We start from the raw sequence: 19004 nt of genomic DNA on the forward strand, positions 1-19004 counted from the left end.
GCACATCCTAATGATCCAGAGTGGTGGACAAGGTCGTAATCGAGGACTGGCAGATGCTTTACAATGAGGTCCGGCACCACTCAAGCCTGGGCGCGATGACCCCTAAGCTTACGAGGACGTCCCGCCTCCAGATGGAGGAGGCGGGCCTTTTCTGTTGGGACTAGACGATAATAGGCCTCGCTGACCGGCGCGAGAGCGGGGGGGGGCTGGACCGCCAAGGGTGTGCCGTGGGCGCTCCTGCACACGCAGTTTCGGCACAATTTGGGGGTGGTTTTCTGCTGGTCTGTGGGAGCCTGGGAACAGGGCCGAACAGGGGGCCGCGCGTGCTCCCCAACGGGCTCACTTTTTGTGTGCAGCGACACTTAGTGTTGTGCCAGGTCTGATCCGGGATATGGCGGGCAAAACCGGGACATAGTGGGACGGGAAGGCCCGGCGGGGGCTGGTTTGCGGGCGCGACGCGGAAAAATATGGGCGCGCGGGCGAATGGCGGCGGCGACAGTTAAGATTGGCCTGGTCGTGTCGCTGGCGACGGTTAGTTTTGGCGCCTCAACGGGCCTCGCGGCACCACCAGATTACACGGCCGATGATCCGAACGCCATCGGAGAGGTCGCCGCGCATGTCGATCTCAATCGCAGGAAACAGCGTATTGTAGCTCCTCAGGATGAGCTTGCCCGGGGCCTTTTCCAGCACCTTGACGACTACCTCCTCATCCATGCCAACAGCGTAGATGCAGCCAGCAATGATCTTGCGTTGGCTCTGGTCAATCAACAGCGTGTCTCCGCTCTTGATTTCCGGTTCCATTGAGTCGCCGGACACGTCCATCAACACCATCTCTCTGGAGTTGCCTTTGCGTTTAACGAATTCCGTCCTAAACGCGTAGAGGCCGACGACCTCGTCCCCTGTCTCCAGGCTGCCACCGCCTGCGCTCAGACGTGCTTTGACCTTTGGAATCATCACAATTTCAGGCTCGCAGACCGTTGAGACGAGTGGTGCTGGTGCGGTTTGCCCGTCAGTTCCACCCCGGAGCATCGGGCCTTCTCCAAGAAGAATCCAGGCGGGGTTTGCATAGAATTTTGAGCTTAGGATGGCCAGGAACTCTGCGTTTGGCTGGTTTACGCCACGCTCATACGCCCGCAGGGTGTTGCGGTTGACCCCCAGGAGTTGCGCAAACTCCTCCTGGTTAAGCTCCCCTCTGATGGTTTTTATACGGTCCCCTAGGGCAGTGGCGGTGTGCAAGAGTTTACCCTCCAGTAGTCTTGCAGGAACTTTTGCACCACGCAAAGCCCAACATCCTAGAAATATTGCACAAAATAATATCTCAGAATTTTGAACTCCTGCACTGAAATCTATTGCTTGCGGATAGAATTTCGTGCATTTTGGGCTTGCGGGCGGTAGACAACAACACTTCGCAAGTCACCTCTACCCGCCTCGCATGACAGGGTCAACGTCCAGACCGACACCAAGTTCGGACGGGGCTTCAAACCGGAGCGGAGCATGCGGCAACTCAGCCTCTTCGATGCAAGCGATGCGCACAGCCTGGCGGGCCTGATGTCCGCCGTGCGGGCGGCAATGAACGCCGCAGCCGGATCGAGCGAAGACGGCCGCAAGCTACTCGTGGATCGCCTGAACTCCCTGGCCTCCAGCGCCAATGTTCGCCTGACGGCGGGCAACGCCAAGTCGATCAGCAAGGACACCTTGGACAAATGGCTGTCCCCTTCGGACCGCGACCACCCGCCGTCGCTCATGGCGGTCGTGGTGATGTGCCTTGCAACGGGCGATGCCGGAGCGATCCGGGAGATGCTCAGGCCGCTCGGGCTGGACGTGATGACGCAGGAGGACAGGAAGCTGCGCGACTACGGCCGGGCGGTGATCGAGGAAAAGTCCAGGGCGCGGGCGAAACGACGGTTGGAGGAAGAACTTCTTGAGGGGGTGAGGTGATGGCGGCTGTCGGCAGGAAACGCGAGGCCTGGCGCATCCGGGAGTTTCTGGACGGCCTGGGCATGTGCATGGCCGACGTGGCCAGGGACCTGGGCCTTTCGCGCAACCTGGTGGGGGAGACCGTGAAGGGCGCTCGGAACAACAAAAAGGTCCTGGACTACCTCCGCGAGCTGGGTTGCCCGGAGAAGTGGCTGGACCTTCCGGAAGCCGTAAAGGCCAGAAAGGCTGCGTGACGACATGCGTGACGCATACACGGCTCAGGACATTGCGACGGCGGTGACGATGGACGCAAGCAGCATCCATCGCCGCGCCAGCCGTGAGGGGTGGGCGTTTCGCCCGCGCCAGGGCCGTGGCGGCGGGCGGGAATTCCTCCCTGCCTCCCTCCCCGCAGACATCCGCGAGGCCCTGGTGCGCGTCTCCGCGTCCGAGGCGGCCTCCGCCGGGCGCAGGGAGGCCCTGGCCCTGCGGTTGAACGAGGATTTGAACGCCCGCGCCGCGTCCGCCTCGCGTCAGGAGGGCCTGGCCCGGATCGTCTGCCTGTCCGGCCGCGCCCGCTCCCGCGCCGAGGCCCGGGCCGCCCTGGTGGCCGCCTGCAGCGACTTCACCGCCCAGGCGGGCCTTGGCCGCCGCGCCGGGCGCGAGCTGTTCGCGGTGCAGTACAACGCCCAGGCCATCACCGTGGACGCGGAGATCCGCGCGCTGGTCTCCAAGGTGTGCGCCAACTCGCTGCACAACTGGGAGAAGACCCTGGAGCGCGAGGGCTTGGCGCGCCTGGCCGGAAACTACGGGCAGCATCGCCGGGGCTCGGGCGTGATCGACTCCAACCCCGAGCTGCGCCAGTTCGTGCTGGCCATGCTGGTGGACCACCCCCACGCGGACGCCAAAAACATTTCGCGCGCAATCGACGCCCGTTTTCACGACCAGAATTTGCGCGTCTCATTGCGCAATCTGCAACGCTGGCTGCGCTCCTGGAAGGAGCAGAACGCCCAACTGCACACGGCGATGACCAACCCAGACGCCTGGCGCTCCAAGTACAAGGCGGCGGGAGGCAGCGCCTCCGCGCACATTCTGCGCCTCAACCAGCGCTGGGAGATCGACTCCACCCTGGGCGACGTGATGCTCGCCGACGGCAAGCGTCACGCCGTCATCGGGTGCGTCGACGTGTACTCCCGCCGGCACAAGCTCCACGTGGCCCGCACCAGCTCCTCGGCCGGCGTGCTCTCGCTGCTGCGCCGCTGCCTGCTGGACTGGGGCATCCCGGAGGAGCTGGGCACCGACAACGGCCAGGACTACACGAGCCGCCAGGTGCAGTCGGTCCTGGCCGGGCTGGACATCCGCCAGGATCTCGCCCCGCCCTTCACCCCGGAACACAAGCCGTTCGTCGAGCGCGCTTTCCGGACGTTCTCGCACGGCCTCCTGGAGCTTTGCGGCGGCTACATCGGCCACGACGTAGCCGAGCGCAAGGCCATCGAATCACGCCGCAGCATGGCCAACCGGCTGTTCAAAACCGGGCAGTCCGTTGAACTGCGCATGACGCCGGAAGAGCTGCAAGCGTTCTGCGACCGCTGGACGGACACGGTCTTTGCCCACGATCCCCACGCCGGGTTGAACGGCCGTTCCCCCTGGCAGATGGCCGCCGCGTGGACCGAACCCGTGGCCCGCATCCAGGACGAACGCGCCCTGGACGTGCTCCTGCTGCCTGCTGCGGACGGCGACGGCATGCGCCGCATCGCCAAGAAGGGCATCAAGCTGGGCGGTGCCTGGTACGACAGCCCGGCCCTGGGCGGCCATGAGGGCCAAAGCGTCCGCGTGCTGGTGGATGACGGAGACCTGGGCTCCTGCCACGTGTTCCTCTCTTCCGGGGATGGCTGGGAGTGGCTGAGGGCGGGCTTGCGGTGGTCGGCCATCAGCTAGTCCGCGCCAAGCTGCTTGAGGCGCTTCCGGGCCATGCTTTCGAGCATCTCAACCTGGATCAGCACCCCACCGGAAGACCACCTCGCCCCGCCTGTTGAACACCTGGTCTTCCTGCCGGCGGCCCCGGACCGCGCGCAGCACGGCCGCCTCGCGCTCCAGGGCCTCCACCGCCTGTGCGTCATCCGCCAGGTCCATGGTCAATGCCCCGCGACGGCCCGCAGGGCGAACGGCCCCACCACGCCCACCACACGCGACATGGCGTCCAGGGCCGTGCCCCAGGTGGCGTTCACCGCCGGATTGTCCGCGCGGATCTGCTCGCTGGCGGCCGTGGCGATCCGGTAGGCGGACGTGGCCGCCTGGAGGTCGGTCAAGAGCGGCGCGGCCTGCGCCTGGAGCCGCGCGGCCCCGGCGGGGTCCACGGCCGCCTGCTGCTCCAGGAGCGCGTGGTAGCCGGTGCTGAGGTTGATGAGGGACTGGCCCAGGTAGTCGTTGGCGGCCTCGATCTGGGCCGCCGGGACAACGGCGGCCGGCTGGCCCGGGGGAGCGACGGCGCAGGCGGCCAGCGAAGAGAGCATGAACAGGCAGACGAGCAGGAGCATGGGGAGCAAACGCATGGGAGACCTCCTAGACGGTCTGGGGTTTGGGTTGGCCGGGCTCGGCCTCGCGGCATGAGCCGCCGCAGTCGCAGCCCGCTTGGCGCTTGACGAACAGGTCTTTCTCGGAACCCGAAAGCGGCTCGGCGCAGTCCTGCGGGATCGAGCCGAAAACGTTGCCCGGCCGTTGGAGCATCCCGGACGCATCGGCCAGGAGCGGGGGCGCTTCGGGTTCCATCCTGCCCGGCCGGGTGTCTTCGTAGAGCTGGCCGCCGATGTAGGCGGCGGCCAGGCCCACCAGGGAGATGATTTCGGTCTCGGACAGTTCCAGCCCCAGACGCTTGTTGAGGGCCACCAGGAGCACGACGCCAACGGCCACCAGCAGCTTGCGGCTGGACCACTTGCCCGGCCGGGACATCATGACGCAGGGAATGTCGACGGGGGTTTTCACGGAAGTCCTCCGGTTATTTGGGCCACGCGCCGTTCAGCGCGGAGGCGATCTTGTCCACGTAGTCCTGATTTTCCCAGGCCCCGCCCGGGGCGCGGCGCGGGCTGCCCGCGTTGTATGCGGCCATCACGCCCTGCCAGCCCGTGGCGGGCAGGAAATGGTCCGCCAGCTTGCGCAGGTGCTTCAGGCCCAGGCGCACACCTTCGGCGGGATCGCAGCACAGGCCGGTGAGGAACTTGCCCCGGTAGCCCAGGGCGCGAGCGTTGGCCCCCATCACCTGGCACAGGCCCCAGCTGGCGCGCTGGCCCCACCATTCGGCGTCGCGGTCCGCCCCGGCGGGGGCCGGGAAGTCGGCGGGGGGGACGCTCACCCCGCGCTCCTCAGGCGTGAGCGTCCGGAAGGGCTTCCCGGTGCGGCAGTCCACCACGTAGCGGTAGCGGGGTTCGGGGTTCCAGGCGGTGGGGTCGAAGCCGGATTCCACCTGGACCAGCGCCAGGGCCAAGGACACGGGGATCAACAGCTCCTGGGCCACGTCGGCGACGAGCTGCTCGTACAATCTGGACACGGGGCCTCCTGCTTTGGCCCCGTCCCGGCCTGGGTTGACACGCAGACCGGGACGGGGCGCTTCTGGGGGTGAGGGCAAGCAGGTGCAGGGATAGGCGGAGGGCAAAAAAAACGGCAGGGTGACAACTGTCACCCTGCCGGGAGGTGGTGCGATTACGCGGGTGAATCGCAGATTAGGTATCAGGTGTCAAACGGCTCCGTCTATGGCCAGGGGGTTGTGTTGATTACGTCCCTGATCTTGCTGCACGAATCCGGCGACCGGCCGTCCCGTTGGATTTTCGCGGCATTCTCCATTCCGACCATGAAGGCCCTGAGCATGGAACTGCGCTCTGAGCCCGACCAGGTGCGATCGATCCATGCGCCAACCCGGCGTGACGGGCTGTCGACACTCACTCCACAAGCGACCGCGCGCCCCAGCAGCACCGCATACGTTGACAGACGGTCGATATCGCCTTGAGCCGAAGCTCGGTCTGTTATCGCACCGTTCACCGCCAAGACGGCGACAAGAATCAATAACGCCTTCCTCATCCCTGGCCTCCCTTCCGGTTTGAATTCCGCCTCGCCTATCAGCGAAGCTGTCACGCCACAACCCTACAGCCGCACCTCCACCTTCAGCTCCTCCACCAGCACCGGCTCGTCAAGCGCGTAGCAGACCACCCGCCACCGCCCGTCTGCGCCCTGGAAGGGCTTGGTGCGCGTCGCGCAGCGGGTGTACATCGCCGTACCGTCCGGAAGGCGCGTGCTGGGCGCGCGCACCCACGTGCCCACGGGCAGCTTGGGCGGCCTGGCGGCCTCCTGCGGGGCCTTGCGCCCCATCAGCAGGGCCCAGGCCTCGTCTACGGTGACGAAGGCGTACTTCTGCCCGCCCGGCATGTGCCAGGCGCGGCCGATGCGCACGCGGTAGCGCTCCGTGGCGTTCTCCCCGCCCGGGAAGTCGACGGCCGGGAACAACTCGGCGCTGCGCGTCTCGCCTCCGGCGTGGCGGATGGAGAGGGTGGGCCTGGCTGCTAGTGGCGCGCCGGGCCGTCCGGCCCGGGCAGGCATCGCCTGAATCGGGCTGGATCGCGGCCAGCGCCTACGAGGAGGCGGGCAACCGCACCGTGATCGCCGTGGAGGGCTTCACCGTGCCCGAGGACATCGCGGAGATCTGGATGGGACAGGACCCGGCAAACGCGCCCAAGGCGTCCTCTGTCGGCGCGAAGCTCTACATCGCCGCAACCTGCGGCGCATACCCTTTCTAGGAGGACCACATGGCCGACCCCACTGTTTACGGAGTTCCTGCCACACCCCTCGGACTTACCTTGGAGGGCGAAGGGAGCACGGGACTTCAAACCATCCTGGACGTTCCAAGCGGCAACGGGATGGTCATTGGACGCCTGCGCGCTACTTCTTCGGCAACGGGTGACGCAACTCTTCAGTTCGTTGCCACCGTTAATGGGGAGGACCGCGTGATCGCAGAAGCGCCTGTGCCGCTCGGCGCGGGGACGGATGGAAGCTCCAGTTATGTTGACCTTCTGTCCAATCTGAACGCAGGGCTGGCCTACCAGGTCGGTGTGGGAGAAACCATCCGCGTGAAGGCCAAGACGGCCGTATCCGGGGGGAACGTCTACATTACCGGCATCGCCGTGCCTCTGGCGTAGGAGAGCATCATGGGTGGTATTCTCCGCTTCGACAATCCGGCGGCATCCGGGCGCGTGCCTTGGACGCGCTCCGTATCCCTCAATATTGACATCCTGTTTTCCCTGTATGCCTCGAAGGGAGACGTGACCATCTCCGGGGCGACGTCCATCCCCACGACGCAGGATGGCCCTATCCAGGTGGTGCGGTATCGCAATCTGGTAGTCAACGCGCTGCTCACCGCGACCAATCGCTGTCGCGGCCTGGTGATCCTGTGCGACACCCTTGTAGTCGGTGCGTCTGGATCAATCTCCATGTCCGCTCGCGGAGCGGCTGGTTCTCGCAGGTGGGTCAACCAGGACATCTTGATTCCGACCATCCCCATGCTCTTCTCTGGCAAGTACTCCTCCTATGAAGAGTTCTTGAAGTGGGTTCGTGAAACCGGGTTTTGTGTATTCGACCCTAACCTGTACGCCGCACCGCAGCCGGGGCAGCCGGACGTGCAGGCGAACTACGCGGCGTGGCCGGGGAACGGGGCCGCGTTGGTCTCCGCTGTGGGGGGCGGCGCGGGTGTCATCGGCGGCGCGGCTGGCGTTACTGGCGGAGCGGGCGTCGCCGCCCCCGGAGGCGGAGGCGCGGGGGCAAATCCCAGCGCGAGCGGCATCTACTCTGGCCCGGGCCGAGTATGGGGAGGGGGGGCAGGGGCCGGGGCGATCTCCACAACGGGGGGAACAAACATGTCCGCCAAGAACTTCCCGGACCAACTCGGAGGGGCCGGTGGCGATGCCGTCGGCTACTCCAACGAGTCTGACGGAGGCGGGGCCGGGAACCCCGGGGGGGCTGGAGCGGGGGTAGGCTCCCCCACATCTGGCGGTACCGGCACCGGGGGGCCGCTGTTCATTATCTGCCGGGGCGCGGTGACCTTGACGGCGGGGCACTCTCTGTCCGTGAACGGAGTTGCCGGGGGCAACGGCGTTGGAGGCACAGGCAACCGTGGCGGGGGAGGCTCCGGCGCGGGTCGTGGCCTCCTGGCGCGCAAGGGTGCCCTTACGGGGACACCCAACGCCACGGCAACAGGAGGCCCTGGCGGGACGGGTTCCAGCGCAGCCGGAGGGCCCGGTGGAGCTGGCGCGTTCGACATCAAAACCTTTGCTGAAATGGGGTGGTAGGACATGCTGACCATACTGCATAGCCCCGTCAACGGAACCTCCATGGACTTCCTGGCCTCCCTTGGCGTGGACGAGCTCGCGGGAGTGAGCGTCACCGTCAACATCGGCGGCCAGGACGTGCTCATCATTTCCGACCATGCCATGGCCGTGGCCGCATGCCCTGCCTTTGCGGGCTATCCATCGCTCGTGGCGAGCGATGGCCGTGTGCTCCACGCTCCACCGAGCTGGGAGGCGTGCTTGGCTTTCGAGTCCATTTCGCCGGAGGCCGCGCAGAATCTTGCGACGGGGGGGTACATCCCCAAGAAGGACTTCGCTGACCGCTTTCTCCCGGTGGAGCGGCAGGCTATTCTTGCGGCCATCCGGGCGGGGGACGTGGTCCTTGAGGACGCGAACAATTACCTGAACAACTTCGTGAAAGACCCTCCGGGTGTGAATCTGCGCGACCCGCTGTTGCTCACGTGGGGCAAGTACCTCGTGGAGGTTGTTCCGCCCGGGCGCACTACTCCAATTCTCACCCAGGACAGGGCTGATGCCATCCTCGCGCTTGCCCCGGAGGCCTGATATGTGCCGCATCCTCTCCATCGACGGCGGCGGCATGCGCGGCCTGATCCCGGCCACCATCCTGGCCACCATGGAGCGCCTGGCGGGCAAGCCGATCGGCCACCTGGTCGACCTGGTGGCGGGCACGTCCACCGGGGGCATCATCGCGGCGGCCGTGGCGGCGGGTATCCCCATGGAGCGCGTGCGCAGGCTCTACCGCGAGCAGGGCCGGGAGATCTTCGCGCGCGACATCGGCCACGTCATCGACTCCCTGGGCGGGCTGGCCGACGAGAAGTACCCGGCCACGGGCCTGGACCGTTGCCTGGGCGCATTGTTTCAGGACCGCAAGCTCTCCGACGCCAGCACCGAGCTGCTCGTCACGGCCACCACGCTCTCCGGAGCGCCCATGATGTTCAAACGCCGCAAGGCCCGGCGCGACCAGGCCGAGGATTTCCTCCTGACGGACGTGTGCCGGGCCACCTCGGCGGCCCCCACGTACTTCCCCCCGGCGGAGATCTCCGACCTGGCCCAGGCCCGCACCCACTACCTGGCGGACGGCGGCCTGGTGGCCAACAACCCGGCCATGTGCGCCGTGGCCGAGGGATTCAAGGGCGGTGAGCCGTTTCCCACGCTCGTCTCCCTGGGCACCGGCGCGGACGATTCCTCCCTGACCATCAAGGCCGCCCGTCACCTCGGCCTGCTCAACGCCGCCGGAGTGCTCAAAATGGTGTTCAACGGCCCGGGAGCGGCGGTGGACTACCAATGCCGCGAGCTGCTGGGCGACCAATACCACCGCCTCCAGCCCACGCTGCCCGGCCCCATGGAGCTGGACGCCACGGACGAATCCTCCCTGGCCCTCCTGGAGGAGCTGGCCGCACAGGTCTGCGAGTCGCCGGAGTTCGAGCGGGCCTGCAAGGCCCTGGGTATCGCGGCCTAGCGCCGCACGCTCTTTGACATGGCCGCCCGTGGCGGCCCCATGAAGGGATGGTTTTGAGTGGAGGAGGCGGGGCGCGTCAACGCCCCACCGACCCGGCGTAGACGCGCCGGACCACGGCCATGGCCGCTCCTCCCTGCCCTGCACGTGCGGACGCGAAGGGTGAGGGACACTAGGCCAGGGCAAACCTACAAAGCAAGGACGATGCGGGATATCAGGTGCGGACGATGTAGCAAATTGTTGTGCAAGGGCAGCGTGTGGGAGTTGGAGATCAAATGCCCGCGCTGCCACACCCTCAACCACGTGAGGGCCGCGAGCCCCAGCGCCGAAGGCCATGGAGCCTCTGCCAAGGAGGCTCCATGCGTCACGAATTCAAACACGGCATAGTGCACTGTGGCGACGCCCTCGCGGTCCTGCGGGAGATGCCCGGCGAGTCCGTCGATGCGGTGCTCACCGACCCGCCCTATTCGAGCGGCGGGCTGCACATGGCGGCCCGGCAGGCCGATCCGGCGGACAAATACCAGCACACGGGCGCGATTCGCACCTACCCGCCCATGTTGGGAGACCTCAAGGACCAACGCTCCTTCACCATGTGGGCCACCTTGTGGCTGAGCGAGTGCTGGAGAGTGGCCAAACCTGGAGCAGCCGCGATGGTGTTCTCGGACTGGCGGCAGCTCCCGGCCATGACCGACGCCCTCCAGGGCGGAGGCTGGGCCTGGCGCGGAATCGTGGTCTGGCACAAGTCCGGCGGCAGGCCCATGCTGGGCGAGTTCCGGCGCGACGCCGAGTACGTCGTCTACGGCGTCAAGGGCAAGCGCCGCGCCACACACCGGCGATGCCTGCCGGGCGTGTACCGGTACCCGATCAACGCGGGCCGTAAGGTCCACCTCACAAGCAAGCCCGTGGAGCTGATCAAGGAGCTGCTGTACGTGACGCCCGACGGGGCCACGATACTGGACCCTTTCCTGGGCGGGGGCACCACTGCGCTGGCCTGTATGCAGACCGGCAGACGGTTTGTGGGGGTGGAGCTGTCCGAGGAGTACTGCGATTTGGCCTGCGGGCAGATCCGCGCGGCCGAGACAACGATGCGATGACAACGCCGGCGCGCTGCCCCATGAGGGTGGCGCGCCGCGCGCGCATACGCGCCCGCGCGTAGCAACGGCAATGCCAGCAAGGATCGTTGGCCGGGGGAGCCTACCCAAAACTAAACGTCGTTGGGTCCAAAACTGTTGGTCGCGCTACATTTTGTACCCCGTTTTGTACCCCGAGAATTGAGAAAGAAAAATGGGCCATGATTTTGCATCATAACCCATTGATTTCTTTGGTCGGGGCGAGAGGATTTGAACCTCCGGCCCCCTGCGCCCAAGGCAGGTGCGCTGCCAGGCTGCGCTACGCCCCGTCCGGAAGGCGTTACCTAGTGAATATTGCCGCCCCTGGCAAGCCGATCCGGGGATCAATCGCCGCCGGGGCCGCCTACGGGTTCGGACGTGCGCAGCCCCGTCACGTCGATGATCAGCGAGTGGATCACCGGGCGTCCTGATATTTCCAGCGCCGTCACGCGGGCTTCCACGTCGCGCAGCTCCCCGCCGGACAGGCGGTGCCGGAAGCGTAAGAGATTCTGGCGCGAAGCGCTGGCCTCGCGCAGGACGTCCATCACCTTCACGGGCCCCAGCATGTTAATGGACGCGATGTGCATCCCGCGCAGTTCGCTCAGGGGGTATCCGTAGAAGGCCTCGGCCGCCGGGTTGGCGTCCAGGATCACGCCGGTAGTCACGTCGGTCACCAGCTGCACCGTGCAGTTGTCCAGGAACAGGGTCCGGTAGCGCGCCTCGGACTCGCGCAGTGCGATCTCGGAGGCCTTGGAATCCGTGATGTCCAGAACGGCCCCGAACACCTCGCGCGGCTTGCCGTCCTCCCCGCGTTGCAGGCGCAAGGAGTCTCGCACCCAGCGCCAGCCGCCCGCGCCGTGCCGCACGCGGTATTCCAGCGTCAGGAAGTTCTGCTCGATGAGCCTGTTGGGGATCGCCTGCCGAAGTCGCTGGCTGTCCGCCGGGTGCACAAGCGAGCGCCAGAAGCCCGGCGTTTCCAGGAAGTCCGATGGATGATGGCCCAGCACCTCCTGCACGTTGTCCGATACGCTGGTCTGCGCGAAGTCCGCTCCGGCGTCGAGGGCGTAGAGCACCACGGGCAGGCTGGACAGCATGTGCTCCAGGCGTCGCCGCGTGGCGGACAGGGCCTCCTCCACGGCCTTGCGGGCCGTGATGTCCAGCGAGAGGTGCAGCGCGCCGCGCAACGTGCCGTCGCCGCCCATCACGGGCGTGCAACGGATCAGGAAGGAGCGCCCGGCGGGCGAGGCCACCTCGCCCTCCACGGGTTCGAGCCGCGCCATGGCCTGGGGCACCAGGCAGCCGGGGCAGGCCTCCTGCCGGTCGTGGAAGGCCTCGTGGCAGCGCTGCCCGGTGCAGTCCAGGCCGCGCGCCATGGGGGATTCGGGGTCGCTGGTGTGCACCCAGAGGATGCGCAGGTCGGTGTCCACGAACTTCACCGTGAGCCCGGGCAAGGCCCTGAGGATGGCGGCGCGTTCCTGGAGCACGTCGTCCAGGGTGGAGCCCATGACCGGCGCATGCGCCAGCATCTGCCCGGCGGTCAGGAAGAGTTCGGCGGGGTCCACGCCAAGAGCCTGCGCCATGCGCTCGATGCACTCGAAGGACGGCGAGACCATTCCGCGTTCCACGCGTCCCAGATAGCGATCGGAAAGCCCGACGCGCTCGGCCAGTTGCACCTGCGTCAACCCCGCCTGCTGACGGAGATTCCGAAGGCGGTTTCCAAAGCGTTTCTTCAAGAAAAGCACCTCTTCTTGAGAAATTTTTAACAAAGAAAGGCACAACCGGAAACAACCCGACGGGTTGGAAGCCTTACAAAGCGTTCTGGACAAGATGACCCGCCAGTTCCACCATGAAGCTTTTCATGCCGGAAAAGTCAACTGCCCTTTTCAGCCGGAACGCGATGAGGTAGGAAAAGCCATGCACGGACACCCGCTCGTCTCGGGCCTTCTGGGCCAGCTCGAAGCCCTGGAGCGCTCGGCGAGGCAGGCCGGCGTGCCCCTCCTGGCAGGCCAGGCCGAGGCCCTGCGCCAGACCGCGCTGGCCCTGGCCGCGGAGCGCGCCGGCCTGGACGATTCCCGTGCCCAGGCCGTGGCCAAGGCCCGCTTCCTGGAGCGAGCCATCGAGGAGAACCGGCGGCGTTACGAGGAAAGCCTGCGCTCCTTCGAGCGCTTTCGCCAGGGGTTCGGGCTGGTGGAATCCCTGCGCGACCTGGGCGAACTGCCCGCGCTCCTGGAATCCGTGCGCGGTCTCTTCCGCCTGGCGGCGGTGCGTCTGGTGCTGGACGAAGAGGAGTTCGGACCGTGCCTGCCGGCGGATTTCCCCGTCTTACCCGCCCGCGAGCTGGCGCGCGAGGCCCAGGCCGTGCGCGCCTCGGGCAGGCGCTCCTACGTGGGGCCGTGCTCCGCGGCGCCCGGGGCGACCCTCGGCCGTTCGGAGCGCAAGCGCTGGGGCTCCTGCTTCCTCTACCCCCTGGAGGACCGCTTCCGGGAGGGGCGCTGGGCCGGCATGCTCCTGGTGGCCGACGTGAACCCCGGCCGCTACCTGCCCGACATGGCCACCGACTACATGGAGCACTTCTTCGACTCCCTGGCCGCCGCCGTGACCCACCTGGCCGACCGCCGCAAGAACGAGGAGATGCGCGAGGACGTGGAGCGCATGGCCCGACACGACCTCAAGAGCCCCCTCTCGGCCGTGCTCACCCTGCCCCAGTTTCTCATCGAGGCCGAGAACCTCACGGAGCGCCAGCGCGACATGGCCCGGCTCATGCTGGAGGCCGGGCGTCGCATGCAGTCGCTCATCACGCTCTCGCTTTCGCTCTACCGCATGGAGCGCGGCGAGTACGCGCCAGAGCCCGTGGCGCTGGACCTCGCGGCCCTGGCGCGGGCCGTGTGGGAGGAGTGCGGGGGGCCGTGGCGCTCGGCGCGCATGCGCCTGGAAATCGAGGCCCAGGAAGATCCCTTCGTCGTGCAGGGGGAGGAGATTCTGTGCTACGCGCTCTTCTCGAACCTGATCAAGAACGCCCTGGAGGCTTCCAGCCCCGGCGACGCCGTGACCCTGCGCCTGCTGCGGGAGCCCGACTGGGACGTGGCCGAAGTGGGCAACCGGGGCGACGTGCCCGAGCAGGTGCGCGCGTCGTTCTTCCGCAAGTACGCCACCTTCGGCAAGCAGAGCGGCACGGGCCTGGGCACGTACACGGCCCGGCTTATCGCCCGCACCCACGGCGGCGACGTGGAGATGGAGACCGGCCAGGGCCAGGGCACCGTGGTGCGCGTGCGCCTGCCGCGCTCTAGCGACCTCCCGTGAACAACCCGTAAACCCGGGGCGCCAGACGCCTGAGCGCTGCGCCCAGCCCCAGGCAGAGCCCCGTGGCCGAGGCGGCCAGGAGAACCACGTAGGCCAACTGCCCGGCCGTGCCCGGCAGGACCAGCCACGGCGTCAGGTCCGCCAGCCAGGAGAGGGCGGGCTCGTGGAAGAGGTAGACGAAGAAGATCGAGCCCGAGAGCCGCAAGAGCCATGCCCGCTCGCCCAGCCGCCAGCCGCGCGAGGCCGTCCACACCGTCGCCACGCCCACCAGCACGCTTGCGCGCCACGCCGGGAACTGCCAGCCGGGCCACAGCCCCTGCAACTGCAGGGTGGCGCTCGCCGCGATGCAAAGCGCCCAGAGCCCCCAGAGCAGCGGAAGATAACGCCCCAGGCCGTCCAGGTTCATGCGGCGCGCCGCCAGCACCCCGCCCAGGCAGAAGAAGAAGGCCCCGCCCAGGTCCAGGGACACCCTGGGAATCTCCAGCGTGTTCCAGGCCGCCCAGAGCAGGAAGAGCCCGGCCCAGGGCAGGCGGCGGATCAACACGGCGAAGAGGGGCGCGGCCAGGAAGAACGCGAAAAGGTCGCGCAGGAACCACAGCGGATAGACCAACGGCCAGCCGTCCACCCCCAGAAGGAGCGGCAGCACGCCGCGCGCCTTGAGGTAGCTCGTGCCGCCGATGCCCGGGATGGCCCCGAAGAGGGCCACGTAGGCGATCCACAGGCCGTTCACCAGGAGATAGGGCAAAAAGAGGGTGCGCAGGCGCTTGGCCACGAGGCCCTTGTAGCCGTCCAGACCGCCGGGGTAGCGCAGGAAGAGCAGGTAGCCCGAGATGGCGAAATAGAGGGGCACGGCGGCCTGGAACAGGTGGCGGCCCACAACGTTGAGCACGGCCCCGGCCTCGGGCGTGGGGACCACGTGGGCAAGCAGGCCTTTGGGGGCGTGGATGCCCACCACGGCCAGCATGAGCAGGGCGCGCAGGGCCGAAATGCGCCGCGACGTGGCGGCATCGATCAGGTTGTGCTGCATGGGAAGGGCTGTCGGGGCAGGCGGCGGACCGGCTCGACCAGGCCGCCGCCGCGTGGAATGGTTCGGCGACGTCGCCGGTGGAGGACCCGGGCGCGACCCCGTGCCCCTGTCCGGTCCGCGGACACGCTAGTCTCCGGCCTGGAGAGCCTGCTCGCCGGTGAGACCGAAGCGGCGCTGGCGTCCCGCGTAGGCCGCCAGGGCCTTGTCCAACTCGTCCGCGTCGAAGTCCGGCCAGTAAACATCGGTGAAGTAGTATTCGGCGTAGGCGCTCTGCCAGAGGAGGTAGTTGCTGATGCGAAGCTCGCCGGAGGTGCGCACTACCAGATCCGGGTCGGGCTGCCCGGCGGTGAAGAGCTCGGCCGAGAAGCGCTCCTCGGTGATGTCGGCGGGCTTTACGCCCTGTTCCACGAGCCTGCGGCAGGCGCGCAGGATTTCGGCCCGTCCCGAGTAGTTGAGGGCGAGGTTCAGGGTCATGGAGCGGCAGTGTGCGGTCTTTTTCAGCACGTGGGAGAGGGCCTGGCGCACGGCGAAGGGGAAGTCCTCCAATTCGCCCAGGACGTTGAAGCGGATGTCCTGCTCCACCAGTGAGGCAAGTTCGTTGCCCAGGAAGCGCACCAGGAGGTCGAAGAGTGTGCGCACTTCGTCCTGGGGCCGCTTCCAGTTCTCCTTGGAGAAGGTGTAGAGCGTCAGGTGGGCGATGCCCAGCTCGCGGCAGCGGGTGACGAGGCGCTTGGCGGTCTCGGTGCCTGCCCTGTGGCCCTCGCTGCGCGAGAGGCCCCGGGCCTTGGCCCAGCGGCCGTTGCCGTCCATGATCACGGCGAGGTGGCGCGGGAGCGCCTGCGGCGTGTCGCTCATGGGTGATCCTGTGGTGTGAAGCGCAAGCGGCCCCCGGGTGGATGTCGCCCAGGGGCCGGTGGTGTCGTGAAGAAGGCCTCCGCCGGGTCGCGGCGCGCCGGGTGGGCGGCCGGGGGTCGCCCGTGCGGCGGCGTTGGCGCCTGTCGGAGGTGCGGGCTAGATCTCCATGATCTCCTTCTCCTTCTTGGCCAGGCTCTGTTCGAGCTTGGCCACGTAGGAGTCGGTGGTCTTCTGGATGTCGGCCTCGCCCTTGCGCAGGTCGTCCTCGGAGATGGCCTTGTCCTTCTGGAGCTTCTTGAGGCCGTCGTTGGCGTCGCGGCGGATGTTGCGCACGGCCACCTTGGCCTCCTCCGTGTACTTCTTGGCCACCTTGACGAGGTCCTTGCGGCGGTCCTCGGTGAGGGGGGGCAGGCCGATGCGGATGATCTTGCCGTCGTTGATGGGCGTGAGGCCCAGGTCGGACTTCTGGATGGCCTTTTCCACCAGGCCGAAGGCCGCGCGGTCCCAAGGCTGGATGGTGATGGTGCGGCTGTCGGGGGTGGAGAGGGAGGCGATCTGGTCGATGGGCGTGGGGGTGCCGTAGTAGTCGACCTTCAGGCCGTCGAGCAGGGCCACGGAGGCCCGGCCGGTGCGCAGGTGGGAGAACTCCTTTTCCAGGGAGGCGACAGCCTTTTCCATGCGGGATTTGGCGTCCCCGAGCACTTTGTCCATGCGACTCTCCTTATTCGACGATGGTTCCGGCGCGCTGTCCGGTGACCACCTTGTTCAAATTGCCCGGCTCGAACATGTTGAAGACCACGATGGGCATCTTGTTGTCCATGGCCAGGGTGACCGCCGTGGAGTCCATGACCTTGAGCTGCTTTTCCAGCACGTCCATGTAGGTCAGGCGCTCGAAGAGCACGGCGTCGGAATGCTTCTTGGGGTCTTTGTTGTAGACGCCGTCCACCTTGGTGCCCTTGATGATCACTTCGCTCTTGAGCTCCATGGCGCGCAGGGCGGCGGCGGTGTCGGTGGTGAAGTAGGGGTTGCCCGTGCCGGCGGCGCAGATGACCACGCGCCCCTTTTCCAGGTGGCGGACGGCGCGGCGGCGGATGTAGGGCTCGCAGACCTCCTGCATGGTGATGGCGGAGAGCACGCGGGTGGAGAGGCCAAGCTTCTCCAGGGCGTCCTGGACGGCCACGGCGTTCATGACCGTGGCCAGCATGCCCATGTAGTCGGCGCTGGCGCGCTCCATGCCGGAGGCCGAGGCGGACATGCCCCGGAAGATGTTGCCCCCGCCGATGACCATGGCCAGTTCCACGCCCTTGGCGGCGGCGTCCACGATCTCCTTGCAGAAGGCGCTGACGGTGTCCGGGTCGATGCCGAAGCCGCGGGGGCCGGCCAGGGCCTCGCCCGAGAGCTTGAGAAGGATGCGCTTGAAGCGAAGGTTGTCCATGTGCGGTGATCCTCGGATTGCAAGACCCGTGACGGGAAGCTTCCTAAAAGGTTTTGGAGAAAAGCGCGAGGGGAAACTTCCTGGCCTCCCCCCGCGCTTCCGGCGGGATCGTCAAGAAAAACGGGCCTTGCGGCCCGTTTTGTTGCGCTATTCGTCGGTGGCGTCTTCGCCCAGTTGCATGCGCACGAAGCGCCCGATCTGGATGTTTTCGCCCAGGGTGGCCACGAGGTTGTTCAGGAGGTCCTGGATGGAGAGCTTGTCGTCCTTGATGAAGGGCTGATCAAGCAGGCAGACTTCCTTGTAGAACTTCTTGATGCGGCCCTCGACGATCTTTTCGGCGATGTTGTCGGGCTTGCCCTCGGCCTTGGTCTGGGCCAGGAAGATGGCCTTTTCCTTTTCCAGCACGTCGGCGGGAAGCTGGTCGGGGGAGACGCAGAGGGGGTTGGCGGCGGCCACCTGCATGGCCACGTTCTTGGCGAACTCCTGGAACTTGTCGCCGCGCGCCACGAAGTCGGTCTCGCACTTGATTTCCACGAGCACGGCGATCTTGCCGTTGGAGTGGACGTAGGAGCCGATGACGCCTTCGCTGGTGGCACGCCCGGCCTTCTTGGCGGCCTTGGCCAGGCCCTTCTCGCGAAGCCAGGCCACGGCCTTGTCCATGTCGCCGCCGCAGGCTTCCAGGGCCTTCTTGCAGTCCATCATGCCCGCGCTGGTCGTGTCGCGCAGTTGTTTCACCGTGCTGGCGCTGATCTGGGACATGTCTAGCGGGCCTCCTCTTCGGCTTCGGCGGTTTTGGTTTCCTCGGCGGCTTCGGGCTTTTCCTCGGCCTGGGCGGCCATGGCGCGCTCGTCGCCCTGGTCCTTGCCGGAGGCCTCGCCTTCGAGGCAGGCGTCGGCCACGCAGGTGACGAAGAGCTTGATGGCGCGGATGGCGTCGTCGTTGCCAGGGATGATGTAGTCGATCACGTCGGGGTCGCAGTTGGTGTCCACCACGGCCACCACGGGGATGCCCAGCTTGCGGCATTCCTGCACGGCGATCTCTTCGCGCTTGGGGTCGATGATGAAGGCGGCGGCCGGGACGCTGTCCATGTCCTTGATGCCGCCCAGGGTGGCATTGAGCTTGGTGACCTCGCGGCCGTACATGGCGATTTCTTTCTTGTGGTAGCGCTTGATGGTGCCGTCGCCGAAGGCGGTCTCAAGCTTCTTCAGGCGGTCGATGGAGCCGCGGATGGTCTGGAAGTTGGTGAGCATGCCGCCCATCCAGCGGTTGGTGACGAAATACTGCCCGGCGCGTTCGGCCTCTTTCTTCACGGCTTCCTGCGCCTGGCGCTTGGTGCCCACGAAGATGATCTTGCCGCCCTTGGCGACGGTTTCCACCAGGAAATCGTGGGCCTTCTGGAAGAGCTTCACGGTCTGCTGGAGGTCGATGATATGGATGCCGTTGCGCGCGCCGAAGATGTAGGGGCGCATCTTGGGGTTCCACCGGCGGGTCTGGTGACCGAAATGCACGCCGGTCTCCAACAGCTGCTTCATGCTTACGTAGGCCATGGGGCCCTCCTTTG

At 66.8% G+C, this 19004-nt stretch carries 24 protein-coding genes and 1 tRNA gene; 11 read left to right on the top strand and 14 right to left on the bottom strand.

The genetic code is table 11. From position 1 onward, the window contains the following. Nucleotides 1-23 precede the first annotated feature (23 nt). A complete protein-coding gene (locus NNJEOMEG_RS21150) occupies nt 24-164 on the top strand; it encodes an integrase core domain-containing protein (RefSeq protein ID WP_371865495.1) in 141 nt (46 codons plus the stop codon). A gap of 382 nt (nt 165-546) precedes the next feature. Here the strand turns inward: NNJEOMEG_RS21150 and NNJEOMEG_RS13025 are convergent, their stop codons facing one another. Beyond that, a complete protein-coding gene (locus tag NNJEOMEG_RS13025) occupies nt 547-1236 on the bottom strand; it encodes an XRE family transcriptional regulator (protein ID WP_173085138.1) in 690 nt (229 codons plus the stop codon). Between the two features lie 258 nt (nt 1237-1494). Here NNJEOMEG_RS13025 and NNJEOMEG_RS13030 point away from each other — a divergent pair, with 258 nt between their 5' ends. From NNJEOMEG_RS13030 to NNJEOMEG_RS13040, 3 genes are read left to right on the top strand one after another with little or no spacing between them, the layout of a single operon-like run. Then, nucleotides 1495-1938, top strand: coding sequence for a hypothetical protein (locus NNJEOMEG_RS13030; protein WP_173085140.1), 444 nt, complete (start codon nt 1495-1497; stop codon nt 1936-1938). Next, nucleotides 1938-2171: a hypothetical protein gene (locus NNJEOMEG_RS13035; RefSeq protein ID WP_173085142.1), complete on the top strand. Its 234-nt coding sequence runs from the start codon at nt 1938-1940 to the stop codon at nt 2169-2171. The genes NNJEOMEG_RS13030 and NNJEOMEG_RS13035 overlap by 1 nt, the downstream gene beginning before the upstream one ends. A 49-nt stretch (nt 2172-2220) precedes the next feature. Continuing rightward, on the top strand, nt 2221-3852 hold the full coding sequence (locus tag NNJEOMEG_RS13040; RefSeq protein ID WP_173085144.1) for a TnsB C-terminal domain-containing protein: 1632 nt from the start codon (nt 2221-2223) through the stop codon (nt 3850-3852). A 48-nt stretch (nt 3853-3900) separates the two neighbouring features. On the opposite strand, the gene NNJEOMEG_RS13045 is transcribed toward NNJEOMEG_RS13040, so the two are convergent. From NNJEOMEG_RS13045 to NNJEOMEG_RS13065, 5 genes are all read right to left on the bottom strand, one after another. Then, entirely contained in the window at nt 3901-4047 is a 147-nt protein-coding gene (locus NNJEOMEG_RS13045; protein WP_173085146.1) for a hypothetical protein, read from the bottom strand. A 2-nt stretch (nt 4048-4049) separates the two neighbouring features. Continuing rightward, nucleotides 4050-4466, bottom strand: coding sequence for a hypothetical protein (locus NNJEOMEG_RS13050; RefSeq protein WP_173085148.1), 417 nt, complete (start codon nt 4464-4466; stop codon nt 4050-4052). A 10-nt stretch (nt 4467-4476) separates the two neighbouring features. After that, nucleotides 4477-4896, bottom strand: a complete 420-nt coding sequence (locus NNJEOMEG_RS13055; protein ID WP_173085150.1) for a hypothetical protein — start codon at nt 4894-4896, stop codon at nt 4477-4479. A 13-nt stretch (nt 4897-4909) separates the two neighbouring features. Continuing rightward, nucleotides 4910-5458 carry a lytic transglycosylase domain-containing protein gene (locus NNJEOMEG_RS13060; protein ID WP_173085152.1) on the bottom strand — a complete coding sequence of 183 codons (549 nt, stop codon included), beginning with the start codon at nt 5456-5458 and terminating at the stop codon, nt 4910-4912. A 590-nt stretch (nt 5459-6048) separates the two neighbouring features. Continuing rightward, nucleotides 6049-6501 carry a hypothetical protein gene (locus NNJEOMEG_RS13065; RefSeq protein WP_173085153.1) on the bottom strand — a complete coding sequence of 151 codons (453 nt, stop codon included), beginning with the start codon at nt 6499-6501 and terminating at the stop codon, nt 6049-6051. 56 nt (nt 6502-6557) lie between these two features. On the opposite strand from NNJEOMEG_RS13065, the gene NNJEOMEG_RS13070 reads away from it, so the two are divergent. The 6 genes from NNJEOMEG_RS13070 to NNJEOMEG_RS13095 all read left to right on the top strand — a co-directional run bounded on the left by NNJEOMEG_RS13070 (nt 6558) and on the right by NNJEOMEG_RS13095 (nt 10811). Next, nucleotides 6558-6698: a hypothetical protein gene (locus NNJEOMEG_RS13070; RefSeq protein WP_173085155.1), complete on the top strand. Its 141-nt coding sequence runs from the start codon at nt 6558-6560 to the stop codon at nt 6696-6698. 9 nt (nt 6699-6707) lie between these two features. Next, nucleotides 6708-7097: a hypothetical protein gene (locus tag NNJEOMEG_RS13075; protein WP_173085157.1), complete on the top strand. Its 390-nt coding sequence runs from the start codon at nt 6708-6710 to the stop codon at nt 7095-7097. 1149 nt (nt 7098-8246) lie between these two features. Continuing rightward, complete coding sequence (locus NNJEOMEG_RS13080) at nt 8247-8804, top strand: hypothetical protein (RefSeq protein ID WP_173085159.1); 558 nt, start codon at nt 8247-8249, stop codon at nt 8802-8804. A 1-nt stretch (nt 8805) separates the two neighbouring features. Beyond that, nucleotides 8806-9720 (top strand): patatin-like phospholipase family protein, encoded by a 915-nt coding sequence (locus NNJEOMEG_RS13085; RefSeq protein WP_173085161.1) that lies wholly within the window; start codon nt 8806-8808, stop codon nt 9718-9720. 201 nt (nt 9721-9921) lie between these two features. After that, nucleotides 9922-10104 carry a Com family DNA-binding transcriptional regulator gene (locus tag NNJEOMEG_RS13090; protein WP_173085163.1) on the top strand — a complete coding sequence of 61 codons (183 nt, stop codon included), beginning with the start codon at nt 9922-9924 and terminating at the stop codon, nt 10102-10104. Continuing rightward, the gene (locus NNJEOMEG_RS13095; protein ID WP_173085165.1) at nt 10077-10811 is read left to right on the top strand and encodes a DNA-methyltransferase; all 735 of its coding nucleotides are present in this window, start codon (nt 10077-10079) and stop codon (nt 10809-10811) included. The genes NNJEOMEG_RS13090 and NNJEOMEG_RS13095 overlap by 28 nt, the downstream gene beginning before the upstream one ends. Before the next feature lie 228 nt (nt 10812-11039). On the opposite strand, the gene NNJEOMEG_RS13100 is transcribed toward NNJEOMEG_RS13095, so the two are convergent. Further along, nucleotides 11040-11116, bottom strand: a tRNA-Pro gene (locus NNJEOMEG_RS13100). A 54-nt stretch (nt 11117-11170) separates the two neighbouring features. After that, nucleotides 11171-12568, bottom strand: a complete 1398-nt coding sequence (locus NNJEOMEG_RS13105; protein ID WP_268885688.1) for a PAS domain-containing protein — start codon at nt 12566-12568, stop codon at nt 11171-11173. A 172-nt stretch (nt 12569-12740) separates the two neighbouring features. On the opposite strand from NNJEOMEG_RS13105, the gene NNJEOMEG_RS13110 reads away from it, so the two are divergent. Beyond that, the gene (locus NNJEOMEG_RS13110; RefSeq protein WP_173085169.1) at nt 12741-14126 is read left to right on the top strand and encodes a sensor histidine kinase; all 1386 of its coding nucleotides are present in this window, start codon (nt 12741-12743) and stop codon (nt 14124-14126) included. Here the strand turns inward: NNJEOMEG_RS13110 and NNJEOMEG_RS13115 are convergent. The 6 genes from NNJEOMEG_RS13115 to rpsB form a co-directional block, all read right to left on the bottom strand. Continuing rightward, on the bottom strand, nt 14110-15153 hold the full coding sequence (locus NNJEOMEG_RS13115; RefSeq protein WP_173085171.1) for an acyltransferase family protein: 1044 nt from the start codon (nt 15151-15153) through the stop codon (nt 14110-14112). The genes NNJEOMEG_RS13110 and NNJEOMEG_RS13115 overlap by 17 nt on opposite strands. Before the next feature lie 126 nt (nt 15154-15279). Continuing rightward, entirely contained in the window at nt 15280-16008 is a 729-nt protein-coding gene (uppS, locus tag NNJEOMEG_RS13120; RefSeq protein ID WP_173085173.1) for a polyprenyl diphosphate synthase, read from the bottom strand. Between the two features lie 156 nt (nt 16009-16164). Beyond that, nucleotides 16165-16719: a ribosome recycling factor gene (gene frr, locus NNJEOMEG_RS13125; protein WP_173085175.1), complete on the bottom strand. Its 555-nt coding sequence runs from the start codon at nt 16717-16719 to the stop codon at nt 16165-16167. A gap of 10 nt (nt 16720-16729) precedes the next feature. Next, nucleotides 16730-17443, bottom strand: a complete 714-nt coding sequence (pyrH, locus tag NNJEOMEG_RS13130) for a UMP kinase (RefSeq protein ID WP_173085177.1) — start codon at nt 17441-17443, stop codon at nt 16730-16732. Between the two features lie 147 nt (nt 17444-17590). Then, the gene (gene tsf, locus NNJEOMEG_RS13135) at nt 17591-18202 is read right to left on the bottom strand and encodes a translation elongation factor Ts (protein ID WP_173085179.1); all 612 of its coding nucleotides are present in this window, start codon (nt 18200-18202) and stop codon (nt 17591-17593) included. 2 nt (nt 18203-18204) lie between these two features. Beyond that, entirely contained in the window at nt 18205-18990 is a 786-nt protein-coding gene (rpsB, locus tag NNJEOMEG_RS13140) for a 30S ribosomal protein S2 (RefSeq protein WP_173085181.1), read from the bottom strand. Between the last annotated feature and the right edge of the window lie 14 nt (nt 18991-19004).

It is taken from the genome of Fundidesulfovibrio magnetotacticus (genome assembly GCF_013019105.1).
In the GTDB taxonomy this organism is placed as follows: Bacteria; Desulfobacterota; Desulfovibrionia; order Desulfovibrionales; family Desulfovibrionaceae; genus Fundidesulfovibrio; species Fundidesulfovibrio magnetotacticus.

Bases quoted from the DNA above. Each gene is read 5' to 3' on its own strand.
- NNJEOMEG_RS13030 (WP_173085140.1), top strand. From the start codon at position 1,495: ATGCGGCAACTCAGCCTCTTCGATGCAAGCGATGCGCACAGCCTGGCG.
- NNJEOMEG_RS13035 (WP_173085142.1), top strand. From the start codon at position 1,938: ATGGCGGCTGTCGGCAGGAAACGCGAGGCCTGGCGCATCCGGGAGTTT.
- NNJEOMEG_RS13040 (WP_173085144.1), top strand. From the start codon at position 2,221: ATGGACGCAAGCAGCATCCATCGCCGCGCCAGCCGTGAGGGGTGGGCG.
- NNJEOMEG_RS13045 (WP_173085146.1), bottom strand. From the start codon at position 4,047: ATGGACCTGGCGGATGACGCACAGGCGGTGGAGGCCCTGGAGCGCGAG.
- NNJEOMEG_RS13050 (WP_173085148.1), bottom strand. From the start codon at position 4,466: ATGCGTTTGCTCCCCATGCTCCTGCTCGTCTGCCTGTTCATGCTCTCT.
- NNJEOMEG_RS13065 (WP_173085153.1), bottom strand. From the start codon at position 6,501: ATGCCTGCCCGGGCCGGACGGCCCGGCGCGCCACTAGCAGCCAGGCCC.
- NNJEOMEG_RS13075 (WP_173085157.1), top strand. From the start codon at position 6,708: ATGGCCGACCCCACTGTTTACGGAGTTCCTGCCACACCCCTCGGACTT.
- NNJEOMEG_RS13080 (WP_173085159.1), top strand. From the start codon at position 8,247: ATGCTGACCATACTGCATAGCCCCGTCAACGGAACCTCCATGGACTTC.
- NNJEOMEG_RS13085 (WP_173085161.1), top strand. From the start codon at position 8,806: ATGTGCCGCATCCTCTCCATCGACGGCGGCGGCATGCGCGGCCTGATC.
- NNJEOMEG_RS13090 (WP_173085163.1), top strand. From the start codon at position 9,922: ATGCGGGATATCAGGTGCGGACGATGTAGCAAATTGTTGTGCAAGGGC.
- NNJEOMEG_RS13095 (WP_173085165.1), top strand. From the start codon at position 10,077: ATGCGTCACGAATTCAAACACGGCATAGTGCACTGTGGCGACGCCCTC.
- NNJEOMEG_RS13110 (WP_173085169.1), top strand. From the start codon at position 12,741: ATGCACGGACACCCGCTCGTCTCGGGCCTTCTGGGCCAGCTCGAAGCC.
- NNJEOMEG_RS13115 (WP_173085171.1), bottom strand. From the start codon at position 15,153: ATGCAGCACAACCTGATCGATGCCGCCACGTCGCGGCGCATTTCGGCC.
- uppS (WP_173085173.1), bottom strand. From the start codon at position 16,008: ATGAGCGACACGCCGCAGGCGCTCCCGCGCCACCTCGCCGTGATCATG.
- frr (WP_173085175.1), bottom strand. From the start codon at position 16,719: ATGGACAAAGTGCTCGGGGACGCCAAATCCCGCATGGAAAAGGCTGTC.
- pyrH (WP_173085177.1), bottom strand. From the start codon at position 17,443: ATGGACAACCTTCGCTTCAAGCGCATCCTTCTCAAGCTCTCGGGCGAG.
- tsf (WP_173085179.1), bottom strand. From the start codon at position 18,202: ATGTCCCAGATCAGCGCCAGCACGGTGAAACAACTGCGCGACACGACC.
- rpsB (WP_173085181.1), bottom strand. From the start codon at position 18,990: ATGGCCTACGTAAGCATGAAGCAGCTGTTGGAGACCGGCGTGCATTTC.